The 16259-nt window shown below is 66.3% G+C and carries 14 protein-coding genes, 1 tRNA gene, 1 other RNA gene and 1 pseudogene; 7 read left to right on the top strand and 10 right to left on the bottom strand.

What is annotated here, in order from left to right:
• The first annotated feature begins 64 nt into the window (after nucleotides 1–64).
• Together ppgK and AC14A7_RS03515 are read left to right on the top strand one after the other, a co-directional pair.
• Complete coding sequence (gene ppgK / locus AC14A7_RS03520; protein ID WP_484006501.1) at nucleotides 65–826, top strand: polyphosphate--glucose phosphotransferase; 762 nt, start codon at nucleotides 65–67, stop codon at nucleotides 824–826.
• The gene (locus tag AC14A7_RS03515; protein WP_484006500.1) at nucleotides 823–1290 is read left to right on the top strand and encodes a GNAT family N-acetyltransferase; all 468 of its coding nucleotides are present in this window, start codon (nucleotides 823–825) and stop codon (nucleotides 1288–1290) included. The genes ppgK and AC14A7_RS03515 overlap by 4 nt, the downstream gene beginning before the upstream one ends.
• On the opposite strand, the gene AC14A7_RS03510 is transcribed toward AC14A7_RS03515, so the two are convergent.
• The 7 genes from AC14A7_RS03510 to AC14A7_RS03480 form a co-directional block, all read right to left on the bottom strand.
• Entirely contained in the window at nucleotides 1287–1589 is a 303-nt protein-coding gene (locus AC14A7_RS03510) for a hypothetical protein (RefSeq protein WP_484006499.1), read from the bottom strand. The two genes, AC14A7_RS03515 and AC14A7_RS03510, sit on opposite strands and share 4 nt — an antisense overlap.
• Before the next feature lie 43 nt (nucleotides 1590–1632).
• An RNA gene (gene rnpB / locus AC14A7_RS03505) (RNase P RNA component class A) lies at nucleotides 1633–1998 on the bottom strand.
• A 26-nt stretch (nucleotides 1999–2024) separates the two neighbouring features.
• Nucleotides 2025–2447 (bottom strand): reverse transcriptase-like protein, encoded by a 423-nt coding sequence (locus tag AC14A7_RS03500; RefSeq protein ID WP_484006498.1) that lies wholly within the window; start codon nucleotides 2445–2447, stop codon nucleotides 2025–2027.
• On the bottom strand, nucleotides 2447–3187 hold the full coding sequence (locus AC14A7_RS03495; protein ID WP_484006497.1) for a zinc ribbon domain-containing protein: 741 nt from the start codon (nucleotides 3185–3187) through the stop codon (nucleotides 2447–2449). Before AC14A7_RS03495 ends, AC14A7_RS03500 begins: the two co-directional genes overlap by 1 nt.
• Before the next feature lie 18 nt (nucleotides 3188–3205).
• A complete protein-coding gene (locus AC14A7_RS03490; protein WP_484006496.1) occupies nucleotides 3206–4027 on the bottom strand; it encodes a Nif3-like dinuclear metal center hexameric protein in 822 nt (273 codons plus the stop codon).
• A gap of 31 nt (nucleotides 4028–4058) precedes the next feature.
• Entirely contained in the window at nucleotides 4059–8297 is a 4239-nt protein-coding gene (locus tag AC14A7_RS03485) for a cytosine permease (RefSeq protein WP_484006495.1), read from the bottom strand.
• Between the two features lie 9 nt (nucleotides 8298–8306).
• Nucleotides 8307–9218 carry a DMT family transporter gene (locus AC14A7_RS03480; protein ID WP_484006494.1) on the bottom strand — a complete coding sequence of 304 codons (912 nt, stop codon included), beginning with the start codon at nucleotides 9216–9218 and terminating at the stop codon, nucleotides 8307–8309.
• A gap of 117 nt (nucleotides 9219–9335) precedes the next feature.
• On the opposite strand from AC14A7_RS03480, the gene AC14A7_RS03475 reads away from it, so the two are divergent.
• The 3 genes from AC14A7_RS03475 to AC14A7_RS03465 are packed head-to-tail and all read left to right on the top strand — an operon-like array spanning nucleotide 9336 to nucleotide 12307.
• Nucleotides 9336–10016 (top strand): hypothetical protein, encoded by a 681-nt coding sequence (locus tag AC14A7_RS03475; RefSeq protein ID WP_484006493.1) that lies wholly within the window; start codon nucleotides 9336–9338, stop codon nucleotides 10014–10016.
• A gap of 18 nt (nucleotides 10017–10034) precedes the next feature.
• Nucleotides 10035–11909 (top strand): clostripain-related cysteine peptidase, encoded by a 1875-nt coding sequence (locus AC14A7_RS03470; RefSeq protein WP_484006492.1) that lies wholly within the window; start codon nucleotides 10035–10037, stop codon nucleotides 11907–11909.
• 20 nt (nucleotides 11910–11929) lie between these two features.
• Complete coding sequence (locus AC14A7_RS03465; protein ID WP_484006491.1) at nucleotides 11930–12307, top strand: cupin domain-containing protein; 378 nt, start codon at nucleotides 11930–11932, stop codon at nucleotides 12305–12307.
• A gap of 5 nt (nucleotides 12308–12312) precedes the next feature.
• Here the strand turns inward: AC14A7_RS03465 and AC14A7_RS03460 are convergent.
• Both AC14A7_RS03460 and cls read right to left on the bottom strand, forming a co-directional pair.
• Nucleotides 12313–12385 (bottom strand) — tRNA-Val (locus AC14A7_RS03460).
• A gap of 24 nt (nucleotides 12386–12409) precedes the next feature.
• Nucleotides 12410–13864 carry a cardiolipin synthase gene (gene cls, locus AC14A7_RS03455; RefSeq protein WP_484006490.1) on the bottom strand — a complete coding sequence of 485 codons (1455 nt, stop codon included), beginning with the start codon at nucleotides 13862–13864 and terminating at the stop codon, nucleotides 12410–12412.
• A gap of 77 nt (nucleotides 13865–13941) precedes the next feature.
• Between cls and AC14A7_RS03450 the strand changes: the two genes are divergently transcribed.
• A complete protein-coding gene (locus AC14A7_RS03450) occupies nucleotides 13942–14637 on the top strand; it encodes a hypothetical protein (protein WP_484006489.1) in 696 nt (231 codons plus the stop codon).
• An 8-nt stretch (nucleotides 14638–14645) separates the two neighbouring features.
• Here the strand turns inward: AC14A7_RS03450 and AC14A7_RS03445 are convergent, their stop codons facing one another.
• Nucleotides 14646–15122 (bottom strand): peroxiredoxin, encoded by a 477-nt coding sequence (locus AC14A7_RS03445; protein ID WP_484006488.1) that lies wholly within the window; start codon nucleotides 15120–15122, stop codon nucleotides 14646–14648.
• A 254-nt stretch (nucleotides 15123–15376) separates the two neighbouring features.
• On the opposite strand from AC14A7_RS03445, the pseudogene AC14A7_RS03440 reads away from it, so the two are divergent.
• Nucleotides 15377–16051, top strand: a pseudogene (locus AC14A7_RS03440) (pyruvate dehydrogenase (acetyl-transferring), homodimeric type); the annotation flags it as partial.
• Between the last annotated feature and the right edge of the window lie 208 nt (nucleotides 16052–16259).

Below are 16259 nucleotides of genomic sequence, written 5' to 3'. Positions count from 1 at the left end.
CAATCACCCTACTGGCTGGGACGGGGCTGCTCGGCCCCGACGCCGCGTACGAGAGAATGGGTGCATGACAGTCGCTCTCGGCATTGACATCGGCGGAACCGGCATCAAGGGAGCACTGGTCGATCTCGACACGGGTGAGCTCGCGAGCGAGCGGATCAAGATGGACACACCGGCGGGGGGCGAGCCCGCAGGCATCGTCGCCACCGTGCTCGAGATCATCGCGCAGCTCGGCGGTATTCCAGAGGGCACACCGGTCGGTGTGTGCTTTCCTGCCGTCGTGCGCCATGGCACGACGATGTCGGCGGCCAATGTGTCGCAGGAGTGGATCGGCTTCAACGCAGAGCAGTACTTCGAGAAGGCGCTCGGCCGCAACATCGTCTTCGTGAACGACGCGGATGCCGCCGGCGTTGCCGAGGCGCGCTATGGCGCCGCGAAGGGCGTGCCCGGTCTCGTCATCCTCACGACTCTCGGCACCGGCATCGGCAGTGCCTTCATCTACGACGGAGTGCTGGTGCCGAACTCGGAGCTCGGCCACCTCGAGATGGATGGCAAGGACGCAGAGAGGCGGGCATCCTTCGCTGCCAAAGAGCGAAAGAACCTGGACTGGGCGCACTGGGCCCGTCACCTGCAGACCTTCTACTCCCTCGTCGAGAAGCTCTTCTCCCCCGACCTCATCGTCGTCGGTGGCGGTGTCTCGAAGAGCCACGAGGAGTTTCTTCCTCTCATCTCCACAACGGCACCCCTCGTGCCGGCCGTGCTTCGCAACAACGCGGGCATCGTGGGCGCTGCCGCCCTCGCGGTGCGCCCGGCACGCGACATCGCGTGATCGTGCCCGTAGCACTGCGCCCGATGAGTGCCGAGGTCATGGGCCCGTGGCTGGAGGCGGCCGATCGGGAGTACGTCGAGGCACGCATTCTCAGCGGCGAGAGCCGTGAGGTGGCGGAGGCAAAGGCAGCGGCCTCCGCGGCAGAGCACTTCCCCGACGGTGTGCTGCTTGAGACCCATCGGGTCTTCGAGGTGGTGGTCGAGGATGCTGCGGTCGGCTTCCTCTGGATCGGGCCGACGGCAGAATCCGCGAGCGACTGGTGGGTGTGGGATCTCGAGATCCACGAGCAGCACCGCCGCAAGGGCTATGCGCGCGCCGCGCTCGAACTCGGGCACGCTGAGGCGAGACGACTCGGCGCCAGCACTATTGGCCTCAACGTGTTCGGCTACAACGGCGGGGCCCGCGAGCTGTACGAATCCCTCGGCTATGCCGTGACGTCGACGCAGATGAAGCGGGAGCTCTAGGCGGCGAGCTCCTCCACGCTGGGCAGGGCGCTGCTGGTGCACTGCACGCCCACGAGAACGCCGTCCTCGACCTTGAGGTAGAGGTCGTCGATCCTGGGTGCCTTCGCGAGGTCGACCGAGGCACGCGGGGCGTCCTCTGTGACGGCAACGGCGAACGAGGCGGTAGCCCGGTCTGTCGACCACGCTCTGGTGGCCGTTGACAGCTGGGCGCGGAGCGCGGCGGCGCCGTCCCACTCGCCCTGAAGAAGGAACTCGAGCACTTCGCGCTCGTGGCTGGACAGGTCACGGATCTCGCTCATGGAGGGGTAACCCCGTCGCAGGTTCCCGGTATTCCTGACGAAACGAATGGGCCGGCTATTACGCCGGGTTCTGTCCCGGTGCTTACGCACCATCGACGGCCATCTATCTACGACGTACGTTGCCGCACGCCTCTAGCGGTCTACCCGGATGCTGGACGAGCAGCCCGTATCGCATCCTGTCTGACCTTGCTCCTGGCGAGGTTTACATAGCCGACCGGGTCACCCCGGCCGCTGGTGGTCTCTTACACCACCGTTTCACCCTTACCTTTGGCCGAAGCCAACGGCGGTCTGCTTTCTGTTGCACTGTTCTCGCGGGTTGCCCCGGGTGGGTGTTACCCACCGCCATGCTCTGCGGAGCCCGGACGTTCCTCGGGACTGTTGCCAGTCACGCGACCGTCTTGCCGACCCATTCGCGAGAGCCAGCCTACCGCCCGGTCAGTTGGAGAAGTCGGCCTTGAGGTCCATCGCGAGATTGGCGAGCTTGTCAGCACGCGAGTTGTCGAGACGGGGAATCCACTCGAAGCGCACGGGTGTTCCTGTGAGCAGGTCGCGGGCCTCGGCCGCCAACTCCGCCATCGACGGGTGCTTTATCTTCCAGCGACCCATCATCTGCTCGACGACGAGCTTGGAGTCCATGCGGATGTGCAGCTCTGCATCCGGATCGATCTCGAGCGCGCGCTTGACGCCGGCGATCATGGCCTTGTACTCCGCGACGTTGTTCGACGCGATTCCGCCATACAGCCCGATCTCGGCAAGAAGCTCACCGGATGCCTCATCGACGACGATCGCGCCACTGCCGGAGAGCCCCGGATTGCCCCTCGATCCCCCATCGGCCTCGATGAGGAGAACCCGCGGCATCAGAGACCGGACTCGCTGGTGCGCACGAGGATCGCGTCGCTCGACGGGCAGATCAGCACGTCGTCGGGAGCGGCGGCACGAATGGCCTGCAGCTCGTTCTCGAGCAGCTTGACGCCGTTCGCACTCGAGACGCCGAACTGCAGTAGCGAGGCTCCCGTGCCATAGCGTGACCGCTGCTTCTCGTACAGGGCGAGGAGGTCGGCTGGCACCTTCGCCTCGATGGTGCGGCGGTTTGCCGCCGTGTGGTTTCGCTCATTGCCGATCTCGGTGAGCGCTGCGTCGCGCTCGGCCTCGACCTCTGACTGCTTCTGCAGCAGTTCGGCCACGGTGGTGGCGTTCGCCGCGGCTGCCGTCTCGACCTCCTCGAGCTTCTCCATCACGGTCAGCTCGATCTCCTCGAGGTCGTCGCGACGCTTGCGCAGGGCGGAGAGCTCCTGCTCGAGGGCGGCGACATCCTTGACCGATGACGAGGTCTGAAGTCGCTCCGCGTCGCGGGCGATGCGCGCCTCGACCACCTCGACATCCGATTCGAGCCGCTTTAGCTCTGCTGCGACATCCTCTCTGGCGCCGGTCGTCTCGAGCGCAGAGTGCCGCGCGGCGGCAATCTGGGTGGAGATGCCGGTGAGCACCGCGATCTGCGGCAGGGACGCCGCCTTGTGATCGAGTTGCGCCAGCTTGGTGTCGAGTGCCTGAAGGTCGAGCAGGAGAGCCTGGTCGGCGGGGGCCGCTTTTAGCGCCATGAGTTCCTCTGTGTGGTGTTACTGGACAACGGTGAAATCCCACGGATCGGTGCGCAGCTCGCTGACCGTGACGGTCACGTCGGGCAGCTCAGAGCGCAGCTCTGCTGCGGCCGTCTCGAGCCACAGCCACTCGCTGGCCCAGTGGGAGATGTCGATGAGGGCAGGGCCGCCGGCGACCCTGGCGTTCTCCCGCGCCTCGGATGCCGGATGATGCCGGAGGTCGGAGGTGACGTACACATCGGCCGCGACGACCGCCGGCTCGGCGAGCAAGGAGTCGCCGGCGCCACCGCACACCGCGACGACCCCGACGGGCGCATCGAAGTCACCGGATGCGCGAACCCCCGACGCCGTTGGCGGCAGGATCTCGGCGAGGCGCCGCGCGAGCGCGCCAAGGGTGGTCGGCGCGGCCAGTCGGCCGACTCGGCCGATTCCGCGGGACGGGATGCCGGCGCTCGCGACGATCGGAAGCGCGTCGAGCAGGCCGAGGGCGTTCGCAAGGGCAGCTGATGTTCCGGTCTCGACGACATCCGCGTTGGTGTGTGCGGCGAGAAGCGCACAGTCTGCCTTGATGAGTCTCGTGAGCACGGCACCCTTGTAGCGATCGGCCGCGACACTCGTCACCCCGCGCAGCAGCAGGGGGTGATGCACCAGCAGGAGGTCGGCGTCGAGGTCTATCGCCTCGTCGACTGTGTCGAGCACTGCGTCGACGGCGAGGTGGATGCGGGAGACGGGCGCCGAAGGATCACCGGCGAGCAGCCCAACGGCATCCCACCCCTCTGCACCGGACGCCGGCCACAGCCGCTCGACTGCCGCCTGCACCTGCTCGACCGTCGTTGCCATAGGCCCAAGTCTACCGAGGCGCTGGCTGCGGTCAGCCCGTGCGACGGGGGCTCGCCTCCTGCTTGCGAATGGCAGGGATTCCCGCGACGATCGGCGTCAGAAGACCGAGAACCAGCGCAACCATGACCCCGAGATCCGTTCCGGCGACAGCGCCGTCGAGCGGCAGGCCGAGGAGCGGGAAGAGGTAGCCCTGCCAGCCGAGTCCGCCAACACTCGCGGTGGTCAGGCCGAAGCCGATCGCGACGATAGCGACGAACGCAGACAGGTTGACCCAGTTGACCGTCGGGTACACACCACCGCGCACGAGCAGTGCCTCGGCGTCGTAGCCGCGCTGGCGAATCATCGCGTCGGCCGCGAAGATACCGGCCCACGCGGCCACGGGCACGGCAAGGGTCGTCGCGAAGTCGCGGAACAGCATCGTGTAGTCGGTGCCGGCAAGCACAAGGGCGACGGCACCCGCAGCGATGAGCGCGCCGATCACGACGACGGAGAGCAGACGGGTCAGTCGCACGCCGACGGCAGTGAGAGCGAAGCCTCCGGAGTAGATCGAGACCACCACCGCCGACAGCAGCCCGAGAACGATCGCCGCGATGAGGGGCGCCGGGTACCACAGGGGCAAGAGGGAGCCGATCGTGTCGAACGGGTCGGCGACAAGGCCGGCAGCGATCGCCGGGTCGGATGCCGCGAGCAGCGCACCGTAGCTGATCAGCACGAACGTGGGGATGGTTGCCCCGAACCCGGCGGAGAGCATGGAGCCAGGGCTCGACGACCCTGGGCGCTGGTAGCGCGCGAGATCGCCGCTGCTGTTCGCCCAGAGCAGCCCGATGAAGCTGAACACCAGCACCGCGGCGGTGCCAGCCAGCGTCCATGGACCATCGGAATGGGTAAGGGCGACCCCGATGTCGACGTACTGCCACGTGAGCACGATGAGGCCGACGATGAGGATCGACGAGGCAATGCTCGAGATCAGCTGCAGCAGCACGATGAGGCCGTAGCCGAAGATGGCGAAAACGATGGCGACGGCGAGCCCGACGCCCATGACGAGGTAGGCGATCGCGTCACGGCCTAGGGGGCCGGTGAGTCCGGCACCCTCGAGCACCGACGCGACGCCCTGGCCGAGGATCCACAGGAGGGCCGAGCCCCAGAACACGCGGCTGATGACTGCAACGGCCGCGGGAAGCGCGTTGCCGCTGAGGCCGAATGCCGCGCGGGAGACGACCATCGTTGGCTGGCCGCTGCGCTTGCCTGCGAGGGTGCCGAGTCCGAGCGGGAGGAACGAGACGGCGACTCCCGCGAGCACGGCGACGATCGCCTGACGCAGGCTGAGGCCGAGCGAGAACACGATGCCGCCGAAGGCGATGGAGGCGATGGACGCGTTCGCGGCGAACCACATCCAGAACATGCGCGCGGCGCGGCCGACGCGCTGGTCTTCCGGTGTTGGTGCTGCACCGGCCGCCTCGAGGGAGAAGATTCGCGGGCGATTCAGCTCTGGCTCGCCGAGCACGACCTCGTCGTCGGCAACCCGGGTGACGAGCACCGGCGCTGTGGCCGGACTCGCGCCGAAGACAGCATCGAATCCTGCCTGGTCGATCTCGTCGAGCGGATCGTCGATGTCGGAGTCGAGGCCGTCGGGGGGCAGGGAGAGCCCGCCCGTGCCGATCGATATCGACCCGGTCAGGGGCCCGGAGTAGACGGGGTCCACGAAGGGGCCCCCGAAGGCACCAGGCTCGACGAGCGACGGAGCGTTGGAGTCATCATCCGGCGCAACCGGGATGGGGTCGATGAAGATCGACGAATCGGTCGGCGTCGTCGGCGCGTACTTGCTGGCGATCGGAGCAGGCAGGATCTGCTCGTCCTGATCGATGACGTCACCGGTCTCCACGACGACCTCGTCTGTGTCGATGTCCTCGTGAGAGGCAACCGCGGCATCCGCGAGCTCGGGGATGATCGTGTCAGCGTCGAGATCGAAGTCCCAGGAGTCGGGAGGGGTGGGAGCCGGGGGCTCAACGAGAGGCGGTGGGGCTGCGATTGTCGCCTCGCGCTCCGCATGCGAGGACACGTCGTCATAGGCTGGCTCACCGCCCGGCGAGGGGGCGGCGTCCGCGTTCTCCTCCGACGGAGCCTGCACGACGGGAGGCGGAATCGTCGACCGTGGCGCCCCCATGGGCGGCGGGGGCGGGAAGCCAGCGGGAGGAGTGGTCACAGGAGGCTGCACTGGTGGGGGTGCAGCCGACGCCGCAGCGGCGATCGCGACAGCCGTTCCCGGCGGCACGATGTCGGTGAACTCTGGCAGCACCTTCTCGACGGCGGCGATAGCCTCCGGCGTGCCGACCGCCAGCATCGAGTCCTGCCACTCCTGAAACTCGCGCGTCTCCTCCTCGCGAAGCTGCAGTTGCCGTTCCAGCTCCTCCATGACCCCGAGGGTGCCGTTCGGCAGGTCGATCGCGCCGGTGAGAAGGCTGGACAGCTCCGCATCCTTGAGCGACCGACGCTCTGGAACCCACGGTCGACCTGCTGGGGCCCCCTGCTGGGAGAGCGCGGCCAGTTGCTCCGCCTCCGTCAGGGGAGGCTGCTCTGGGGTCGGCGCAGATTCAAGGGGCGCGTCGGAGACGGTTGCACCACCGGAGTCATCCTGCTGCGTTCTGGCGTCATCCGACTGATCGGCGCCGGATGCGGGAACGTCGTCTCGCTCGACGGCGGGCTGAGCCTCGTGCTGGATCTCGTCGGCGACGGGCTCGGCGTGGTCGATCCCAACGTCGACCGGCTTCTCGAACCAGTCGTCGCGGGACGGCTCACTATAGGTGGGCTGCTCGAACACCGGCTCTCGGAACACCGGCTCGTCTGGGGCGGCCTCGACATTCGCCGGTGTGTCACCCAACGGTTCGTCGTGTGCCTGTACTTCATCCGTTCTGTCGTCGAATGATGTCTCGTCAACCGGAGCGTCCTCGGCGGTGACATCATCGGCAGGCACATCATCGGCAGGCACAGAGCCGGCAGCCACAGAGTCGGCGCGCTCCGAGACGACAGGCTCAGAGTAGGCCGGCTCAGCTGCCGCCGACTCGGGGCGCCAGAGCGCTGGGTCGTCCAGCGGAGCTGGAGTGCTCAGCTCGTCGGAGAAACGCAGATCGGAGAACTGCGGCTCTCGGCTGGGCTCGTCGGACGCGGGCTCGTCGGAAGCCCTCTCATCGAAAGCAGGGGTGTCGAAACGGGAGTCGACGAATACCGGCTCCGACGGCTGCTCCGCGGATTCGAATCGGTCGTTGGCCGGCTCATCGACGGCGAGGCGCTCTGTCTCAGGTTCACTCGACCAGTCCTGCTCACCGTCGGAGCTCGTGACGTCGCCGATGGCTATGCCGTCCGCGTATTCCATCTCCGCCTCGGCGTCCGCCGGTCGCGGCTCTGATCGCTGCACAGTCGCCGGCTCGTAGAAGTCGGGAAGCGGGATCGACTCCGGTTCGGCATACGCAGTCGCCTCGTCACTGGAGACTGCCAGCGGCTCGCCAACGGACTCTTCTTCTTCCTGCGCGGGCGGCGCCTCTGTTGCTGCAGCATCGGCGCTTTCCATGGCCTCGGCCGCATCGTCCACCGGTCTGGCCTCGTCAGCAGGCGACTCCCCCGAATTCCCCGACTCCGGGGACTCTGCCAACCGCTGTCCGGCGACGAACTCACCGGAGGCCGACACGTCGGGCTCCGCCACTACCGAAGCCGGCCCAGAATCCGCCGTCTGGTTCGCGGCCATCTCGCTGCTGCTCGACGCATCCAGGTCGAAGACTGCTGCCGTCGGGGCAGTCGCCACCGGCTCGATGACGATCGGTGTCGGCTCGTTCGCGACGGGTGCGGCGGTTCGTGAATCGGCATCGGCAACCGGAGCGGGCTCTGCTGCTTCCTTGGGAAGGATGCGCGCACCGACAGGACTCTGCGCCAGCGTCTCAATCGCAACGTCAAATGGAAGGTTGGGCTCGATGTCGTCAAGTTGATAGACGACGTTCACGGGGCCGGTCTCCGGCTTCGGGAACTCGAAGTCCGCAGGAGGCGGGGGCGGAACGAAGGCGGGGAGGTCGTCTCGCGGCCGCGGCGGAGCGGGCGGAGCAGCGTCCCTCGGGGGCTCGGCTGGCGTGCTCTCGGCCGATGCTCCAGAACCGGGAACGGCCGACGAGGGGTTCACCGGCGGTGTGTAGGTGGAACGACGAGGCCCAGGAGGGAGCACCGACTCGTCGGGCGAGCCCTCCTCGCGCGCCTCGTCGTCGCGCGAACCGTCGGTACTGACCATTCCAAAATACTAAGACCGCTCTGTCTCTTTGCCCGAGTGCCGAGCCGAGACAAGCACAGTTACTCCAGCGATCACGAGTGCAAGGCCGACCCATCCGACGCTCGTCAGCCTCTCCCCCACGATTGCCACCGCGAGTATCGTCGCGACGAACGGCTCGATCAGCGTGACCGTTGTCGCCACGCTGCTGCGGATGCTGCCAAGCCCGACGCCGAACAGCAGGTAGGCCACGAACATCGGTCCGATCGCCAGATAGGCCGCAATTCCCGCGCTGGTGGGGGTAGCAAGGATGGGCGCGCCAGTCGCAAGCAGGACCGGCACAAGCAGCACCGCGCCAATACCGAACATGCCGCCCATCACGCCACGGCCGGAGTGACCGACCCCGATAGCCCGACTCGACGCGTAGGTGAACAGTGCGTAGGAGAGCCCCGCGAGGAGGCCGAGTGCGATACCGACGACTATGCCGTTCCCGGGCGTGTCACCGGTGTGTCCGCCGGCGGCGATGAAGCCGACACCCACGACGGCGATCAGCGTTGCGATCGCCCAGCGGGCGGTGAGCCGATGGCGCTCCCATAGCCACTCGAACAGAGCGGAAAAGACGGGACCGGAGCCGAGCGAGACGACGTTGCCGATGGCCACGCCCGCGAGATCCATCGACGAGTAGAACGCGAGTGGGTACACGAGCACCCCGAGCGAACCGATGAGCAGCCAGCGTCGGGCCGCGGCATCCCTGAGAGCTTCAACGGCACGCCCAGCAGAGAACAGGAACAGCAGCAGACCGCCGACGGCCATGGTGGAGGCCCCGATTGCCACCGCTGGCACCGAGTCGGGAAGGAAGCTCGCGGCGGTGCCCGTCGTTCCCCAGAGGATCGATGCCAGCACCACTGCTGCCGTGGCACGGCCGACGCGTTCCGGAGAGCTCACACGCCGACGCTATCGCACGTCGGTATCGCCCTAACTGGGGTCAGGAGACCGGTTCATCTGGGGCCGGGAGAGCCAATAGGCTGACGCTACAACCCCTAACTTTCCCGGAGCACCCCTATGTCTTCAGCAGAAAAGACCGACTCGACCAGCTTCAAGTTCAGTGATCTGTTCGGCAATCTCGAACTGGTAATCGCCATCCTCCTCGGTCTCGTCTCCATCGCGACCGCGTACGCATCCTTTCAGGGTGCCCTCTACGACAGCATGATGGCCGGCTCCTACGCGACGGGCACGCAGAAGTCGGCAGAGGCCGAGTCGCTGTATCTCGAGGGAAACCAGCAGTTCATGCAGGACACCCAGGTCTTCAACCAGCTCAGCGAGCTTCAGGTCGGAATCGACAACGACGAGCCACTCGCGCAGGAGAAGTACGACACGCTCTACTTCCAGGGCGTCTCCGAGGAGTTCGGTGCAGCCATCGACCGCGCGGCAGCAGCGACCGAGGCCGACCCGGAGTTCTTCTACTCGCCGCTCGACGACGAGGACTACCAGAGCTTCCTCTTCACCGCCTACTCCGACACCAAGGAGGACGCGGTCGCCACGACGGAGCAGGGCAACGAGTACAACACCCTGAGCGACAAGCTCACGCTCTACACCGTGCTCATGTCCATCTCGCTCTTCCTCCTCGGCATCGCGGCACTCGTGCGCCAGCGTCGCACCCAGTACGTGCTCATGGGCACCGGCGTCGTCATCTCGGCCGTCGCGATCGTGCTGACCGCGATGATCCCCTTCGTCGGCATCTAGTCGAACGGCGGCCAGTCTGTGAAGAAGCACATTGCCGGACTGGCCGCCACCGCGGTCGTCCTCACCCTCGGCGCCTGCAGCGCGCCGGATCTCACTGCGACAGCCGACGGCGGAAGCTGGACGATCCTGACGTACTCGATCGCCGACACCGATCTCGAGCCGTACATGATGGACGATCTCGACGAGCTCGGCACCGCCGGCGGAGACGAGAACCTTACTCTTCTGGCGCTCGTCGACCGCTCGGCTGACTACAGCGACGCCGGAGTGCTCGGCCTCGACGACTGGGTCGGCGGCAAGATCCTCGAGATCGGCAGCAACGGCGCGACAGAGCTGGAGGACCTCGGCGATATCAACACCGGCGACCCGCAGGTGCTCGCCGACTTCATCGCCTCGTCCATCGCTGACAACCCAGCAGACCACTACGGCCTGATCATCTCCGACCACGGCGCGTCATGGCCTGGCGTTGGCGGCGACGAGTCGACCGACTACGACGGTCTCGACCTCGCAGAGCTCAATGACGCGATCGGCACCGGCATCGCCGGGGCTGGCATCGAAAAGCTCGACCTACTCGGCTTCGACGCCTGCCTCATGGCAACGTACGAGGTCGCCTCGACGCTTGCGCCGCATGCCGACCGCCTGCTCGCCTCGCAGGAGCTCGAGCCTGGCCACGGCTGGGACTACTCCGCGCTGTCCATGGTCACAGAGAACGGCGGCGCAACCGTCGACGAGCTCGGCGGCGCGATCATCGACGGCTTCGCTGCGCAGGCGGAGTCGGAGGAGACCTCGGCGGAGATCACCCTGTCGCTCACCGACCTGACGCAGATGGGAGCGGTGGATGCCGCCCTCGCCGCCTTCAGCACCCAGCTGGTCGACCGCGTCGACGGCGTCGCCCCGTCGGTCGGACGCACGCTCGCCGAGACCCTCGGCTTCGGCAAGAGCCCCGACCCCGACAGCGATTCCTTCATGACAGACCTCGGCATCCTCGCCGGCGAGATCGGCGTCGACGCCCTCGATGTGTCTGACGCGGCAGACGACCTCGTGCGCGCCATCAACGACGCCGTCGTGGCCAAGGTCGACGGCCAGGCCACGCGCGGCGCGACGGGCCTGTCGATCTACTTTCCCCCGCAGGCCGAGTACTACACCCAGGACTACGACGAGATCGTCACCGACGGTGCGTGGATCCAGTTCCTGCAGGCGTACTACGGGGCGGGCGATGCCATCGTCGAGGGCGACAAGCCGACCTCAAGCGGCGACGCTGTCATCGAGTTCGACGACGACGGGCTCGTCATCACCGGCGACTTCGGTGTTCCCGCCGAGAACGTTGCGCAGACCTACATCCGCTACGGCGTTGTGGAAGACGACGGATCGACCACGTTCCTCGGCCAGGAGCAGGCGGAGATCGACGAGGATGGCGCTGCCACCGGCTACTTCGACCTGACGACTCTGGAGATCACCGACGGCGAGGACGCCGCAGGCGCCTACCTTGAGCTCACGCGCGACGAAGAGGAGGGCATCATCACGTTCGACGTGCCGATGACCTACTACGCGCCAGACGAGGACCAGAGCGCGGAGGAGGTCATCCTGTCGATCGTGCTCGACGACGAGTGGAACGTGCTCACCGAGACGTACTACAGCTACGACGTCGACCTGCAGACCTACGGCGAGCTGACGACGGATCCCACCGGGATCATCGTTCCGAAGGTGCTCAACGTCGCGGCAGATGGAACAGAGACCTGGTACTCGACGAGCGACATCGGGCTCTACGCAGACCTGCCATACCTGCAGTACGAGTTCCCCACTCTCGAGTCGGGCACGCAGCTCTACATCGAGCTCGCCGTCGTCGACTTCGGCGGCAATATCGCGAAGGTCAGCGGCATCGTCGAGGTGCCATAGACGCAATCTAGGGTGGGGTCATGCAGAGCATCGACCCCACCCGCATCGCCGACGAGCTCGCGCTTGTCACCGACCACTGGACCCCGCGCGTCATCGGCCAAGTCAACGACCAGTACGTGAAGGTCGCGAAGCTGCTCGGCGAACTGATGTGGCACGCTCACGACGAGGAGGACGAGCTCTTCCTCATCGTCTACGGCACCCTTCGGATCCAGCTCGAGGGCGACCGAGAGGTGATCCTCTCCCCCGGACAGTTCTACGTCGTGCCGAAGGGCGTGCAGCACAACCCGGTCGCCGACGAGGAGGTCGGCATCGTGCTCATCGAAACGGTCACGACCGCCCACACCGGCTCGGTGCAGTCAGAGCGCAGCATCTCGATCGAGCAGCAGCTCGGAATCTGATGAAGTGGGCCCTACCGGGCTCGAACCGATGACATCCACGGTGTAAACGTGGCGCTCTACCAACTGAGCTAAAGGCCCGCGAGAGGATCGCGTGTGACCAGATTACTGTACGGTCGCCGTCAACCGCGCCAGGTCGTCCAGGCGGTGCTGCAGAAAGCCGCGCTGGGTCCACTCGTCGAGCGTCAGCTCGCGACTGTGCTCTCTGTAGCCCTTTTCGATCTCGCGCATGCCGTCGGTGAAAGAGCGGCTGTGGATGAGCACGGATATCTCGAGGTCGAGGGTGAACGAGCGCATGTCCATGTTGCTCGAGCCGATCACCGAGACATCGTCGTCGATCGTCAGGTGCTTCGCGTGCAGAATCGTCGGACCGGCATACAGCCAGATGCGCACACCGGCCTTGAGCAGCGTCTCGTAGTAGCTGCGCTGCGCGTGGAAGACGAGGAACTGGTCGCCGATCTCGGAGACGAACAGCTGCACATCGAGCCCGCTCTGGGCGGCCGACGTGATCGCGTAGAGCATCGAGTCGTCTGGCACGAAGTACGGGCTGGTGAGTATCACCCGCTCGCGAGCCGCGTAGACGAGCGAGTTGAACAGCCGGAGGTTGTTCTCGCCCTCGAAGCCCGGTCCGCTCGGAAGCACCTGGCACGACAGGTCGCCGGCGATGCGCTCGACCGGCTCCCCCACCTCTCTCGCGAGGATCTCGTCGGTCTCGCAGTACCAGTCGGTGACGAAGATCGCCTCGATGCCAGAGACCACGGGACCTTCGAAGCGAGCCATGAAGTCCTTCCACCGCAGCCCGCGCTTGAGGTTCTTCGGCTTCTGATAGCTCGGGTCGATGAGGTTGCGTGAGCCGGTGTAGGCGATCACACCATCGACGACGACGAGCTTGCGGTGGTTGCGCAGGTCTGGCCGCTGCAGCTGGCCCTTCAACGGGCGGAACGGCAGCATGACGTGCCACAGGGCGCCCATCGCATCCAGCCGCTGCGTCGCGCCCGTGTAGCCGGGGTACCCCCGGCTGCCGAGATGGTCGAGCAGCACCCGCACCACGACGCCGCGCTCGCACGCCGCCTCCAGTGCGTCGAAGAACGGCTTCGATGTCTCGTCGAGGGCGATGATGTAGAACTCGACGTGAACGGTCGCCGTTGCCCGCTCGATATCCGCGATCATCGCCGCCATTGCATCGTCGTCGTCGCCAATGATGGTTGCAGAGTTGCCGGGCAGCATAGGAATGGCGCCGAGGTTCTCATTGAGCGCCGCGATCGGCACGAGCCAGTCGGGCAAGGCCGGAGGCTCGAGCTGCAGGCCCTCGGCGGCGCGCCGGATGAGCATGTCGACCTGCTCCTGCTTCTTGCGCCGAGCGGCCGGAAGCCGTGCCGTTCCGGCGATGAAGAACAACGGGAGGCCGATGTACGGCACGAAGAAGATGCCGATCAGCCAGGCGAGAGCCGTCTGCGGCCGCCGACTGCTCGAGACGGCGGCAACCGCGAAGACACGGACGAGGACGTCGGCCACGAGAATGAGCGCGCCGACCAGCAGGGTCGTCTGGGCGCTCGTCACCCCTCGACGCTATGCGCCCGGCCCGGCTTTCGCCAGCCGGGAACAATCACCGACAAGTACCCCTACACTCTGCCTTCATGACACCAGCAGTCGAACGAGCCGCACGCGCAGAGCACCGCTGGCCGGCGGTGATCGCCCTCCTGGTCGCCCTGACGCTCTATGCGACGCTGCCGAGCAGCTTCTTCCCCCCGGTTCGCTGGGTCGTCGTCGGCGTAGGCCTCGCCCTGCTGGTGCCGCTCATCGCCATCAACCCGCTGCGCTTCGACAAGCAGACGAGATGGTCGCGGCCACTGTCGCTCATTCAGACGATCATCCTGCTGTGCGCCAACCAGCTGGCTCTGATCCAGCTGGTCTTCCAGCTCGTCAACGACGCCAACGCGAAGGGGCCGACCCTGCTGCTTGCGGCGCTCCAGGTGTGGGCGACGAACGTCATCGTCTTCGCGCTTCTGTACTGGGAGCTCGACCGCGGCGGTCCCGTCAGCAGGACGCGCGCCAAGCGATCCGAACTGCCGAAGGCGGATTTCCGCTTTCCCCAGGATGAGGACCATGACGCGATCGACGAGGTGCGCAAGCGATCCTCCGGCGAGTCCGACTGGACGGCCAGCTTCATCGACTACCTGTACTTCTCCGGCAGCAACTCCATGGCGTTCAGCCCGACGGATTCCATGCCGCTCTCGCATCGCGCCAAGGCGCTCATGGGAATCGAGTCGTTCGCCGGCTTCGTCATCCTCGCCCTGGTAATCGCCAAGGCCGTGTCGCTGCTCGGGGGCTAGGCAGACGACTAGAGGCCGGCTGGCTCGAGCAGGTCGTGCACCGCGGCCTGGTACTCGGCAAGCGACCGCGCCTCACCCGGTGCCGTGATGAACGAGGCCCGGATGACGCCGTGCAGATCGATGAGGAACGTCGCCCGGTTGGCGAATCCCTTCTGCTCGAGGAAGACTCCGTACTCCTTCGCGACCTCGCCGTGCGGCCAGAAGTCGGCGAGAAGGGTGAAGTCGTAGCCCTCCTTGTCAGCGAAGGCGCGAAGCGTCGCCTTCGAGTCGACCGAGATGCCGATCAGCTCGATGCCGTTGGCTCGGAACAACACGATGTTGTCGCGGAGATCGCACAGCTCTGTGGTGCACGTGCTGGAGAAGGCGAGAGGGAAGAACACCAGCGCGACCGGCTTCTTTCCACGAAACTCGCTCAGCCGAACATGCTCGCCGAACTGGTTCGCCAGCTCGAAGTCTGGGGCCGTGGTGTCATTCTCGAGAGCCATGTCTCTTCGTCCTTTCGTTGCCCCTCTGCATCGGCCGGGGCACGCACAGTCGGCAATGTTACGCCTCGGAACAGCGGGTTGCTGGCTGGTGAACACCACACGTCGTCGGCGCACGATGCATGCCCTCCGTCGGAACTAGACTCGATTCGGCACAGCCAGAGAGACCCCACCATCGAAACCCGATTCCTGGGGCCGGCTGGCCAGCGCGGAGCGACCTCAAGTCGCTCTGCTTCTCAAGAAGGAAGAGGTCTACGGTGACGGTGAACGATCAGGACCCATACTCGGTGAACCATACCGACACGGACCCTGAGGAGACGGCCGAGTGGAATGAATCACTCGACGCCCTCGTAGCGCAGCACGGACACCAGCGGGGTCGCGAGATCATGCTGAGCCTGCTCAAGCGCTCAAAGGAGCTCCACCTCGGCGTTCCGATGGTTCCGACGACGGACTACCTCAACACCATCGCTCCGGAGAACGAGCCCGCCTTCCCCGGCAACGAGGAGATCGAGCGCCGCTACCGTGCGTGGATCCGCTGGAACGCGGCCATCACCGTGCACCGCGCGCAGCGCCCCGGCATCGGTGTCGGCGGCCACATCTCGACCTTCGCAGGCGCGGCATCCCTTTACGAGGTCGGTGCCAACCACTTCTTCCGCGGCCAGGGCCACCCCGGCGGCGGCGACCAGATCTTCTACCAGGGCCACGCCTCCCCCGGTATGTACGCCCGCGCCTTCCTCGAGGGCAGGCTCAGCGAGGACAACCTCGACAGCTTCCGCCAGGAGAAGTCGCGCGCGCCCTACGGCCTCTCGTCGTACCCGCACCCTCGCCTCATGCCCGACTTCTGGCAGTTTCCGACCGTCTCGATGGGCCTCGGACCGATCAACGCGATCTACCAGGCCCAGTCGAACAAGTACCTGACCAACCGCGGCATTTCCGCACGTCCTTCGACGATCAGCGCGAGTTGCTGTTCGTCGATCTGGCCACGCGCAACGACGGGACATTTGAAAGCAGCCTCCCGCTGGTGGTAGCGGTCACGAACGTCAGCGATCCGAGCGTGCGGGTTCGCGACGGCGACGGATTGACGCCGGATGGCGCGCCCTTTGTTGACCTCTCGCGGCAGCTGGCGGATAAGGCTCTTTC

The sequence above is a fragment of the Conyzicola sp. genome (assembly GCF_057073975.1).
Note: the sequence above shows the minus strand (reverse complement) of the source record. Positions and strands in the feature narration are given on the sequence as shown.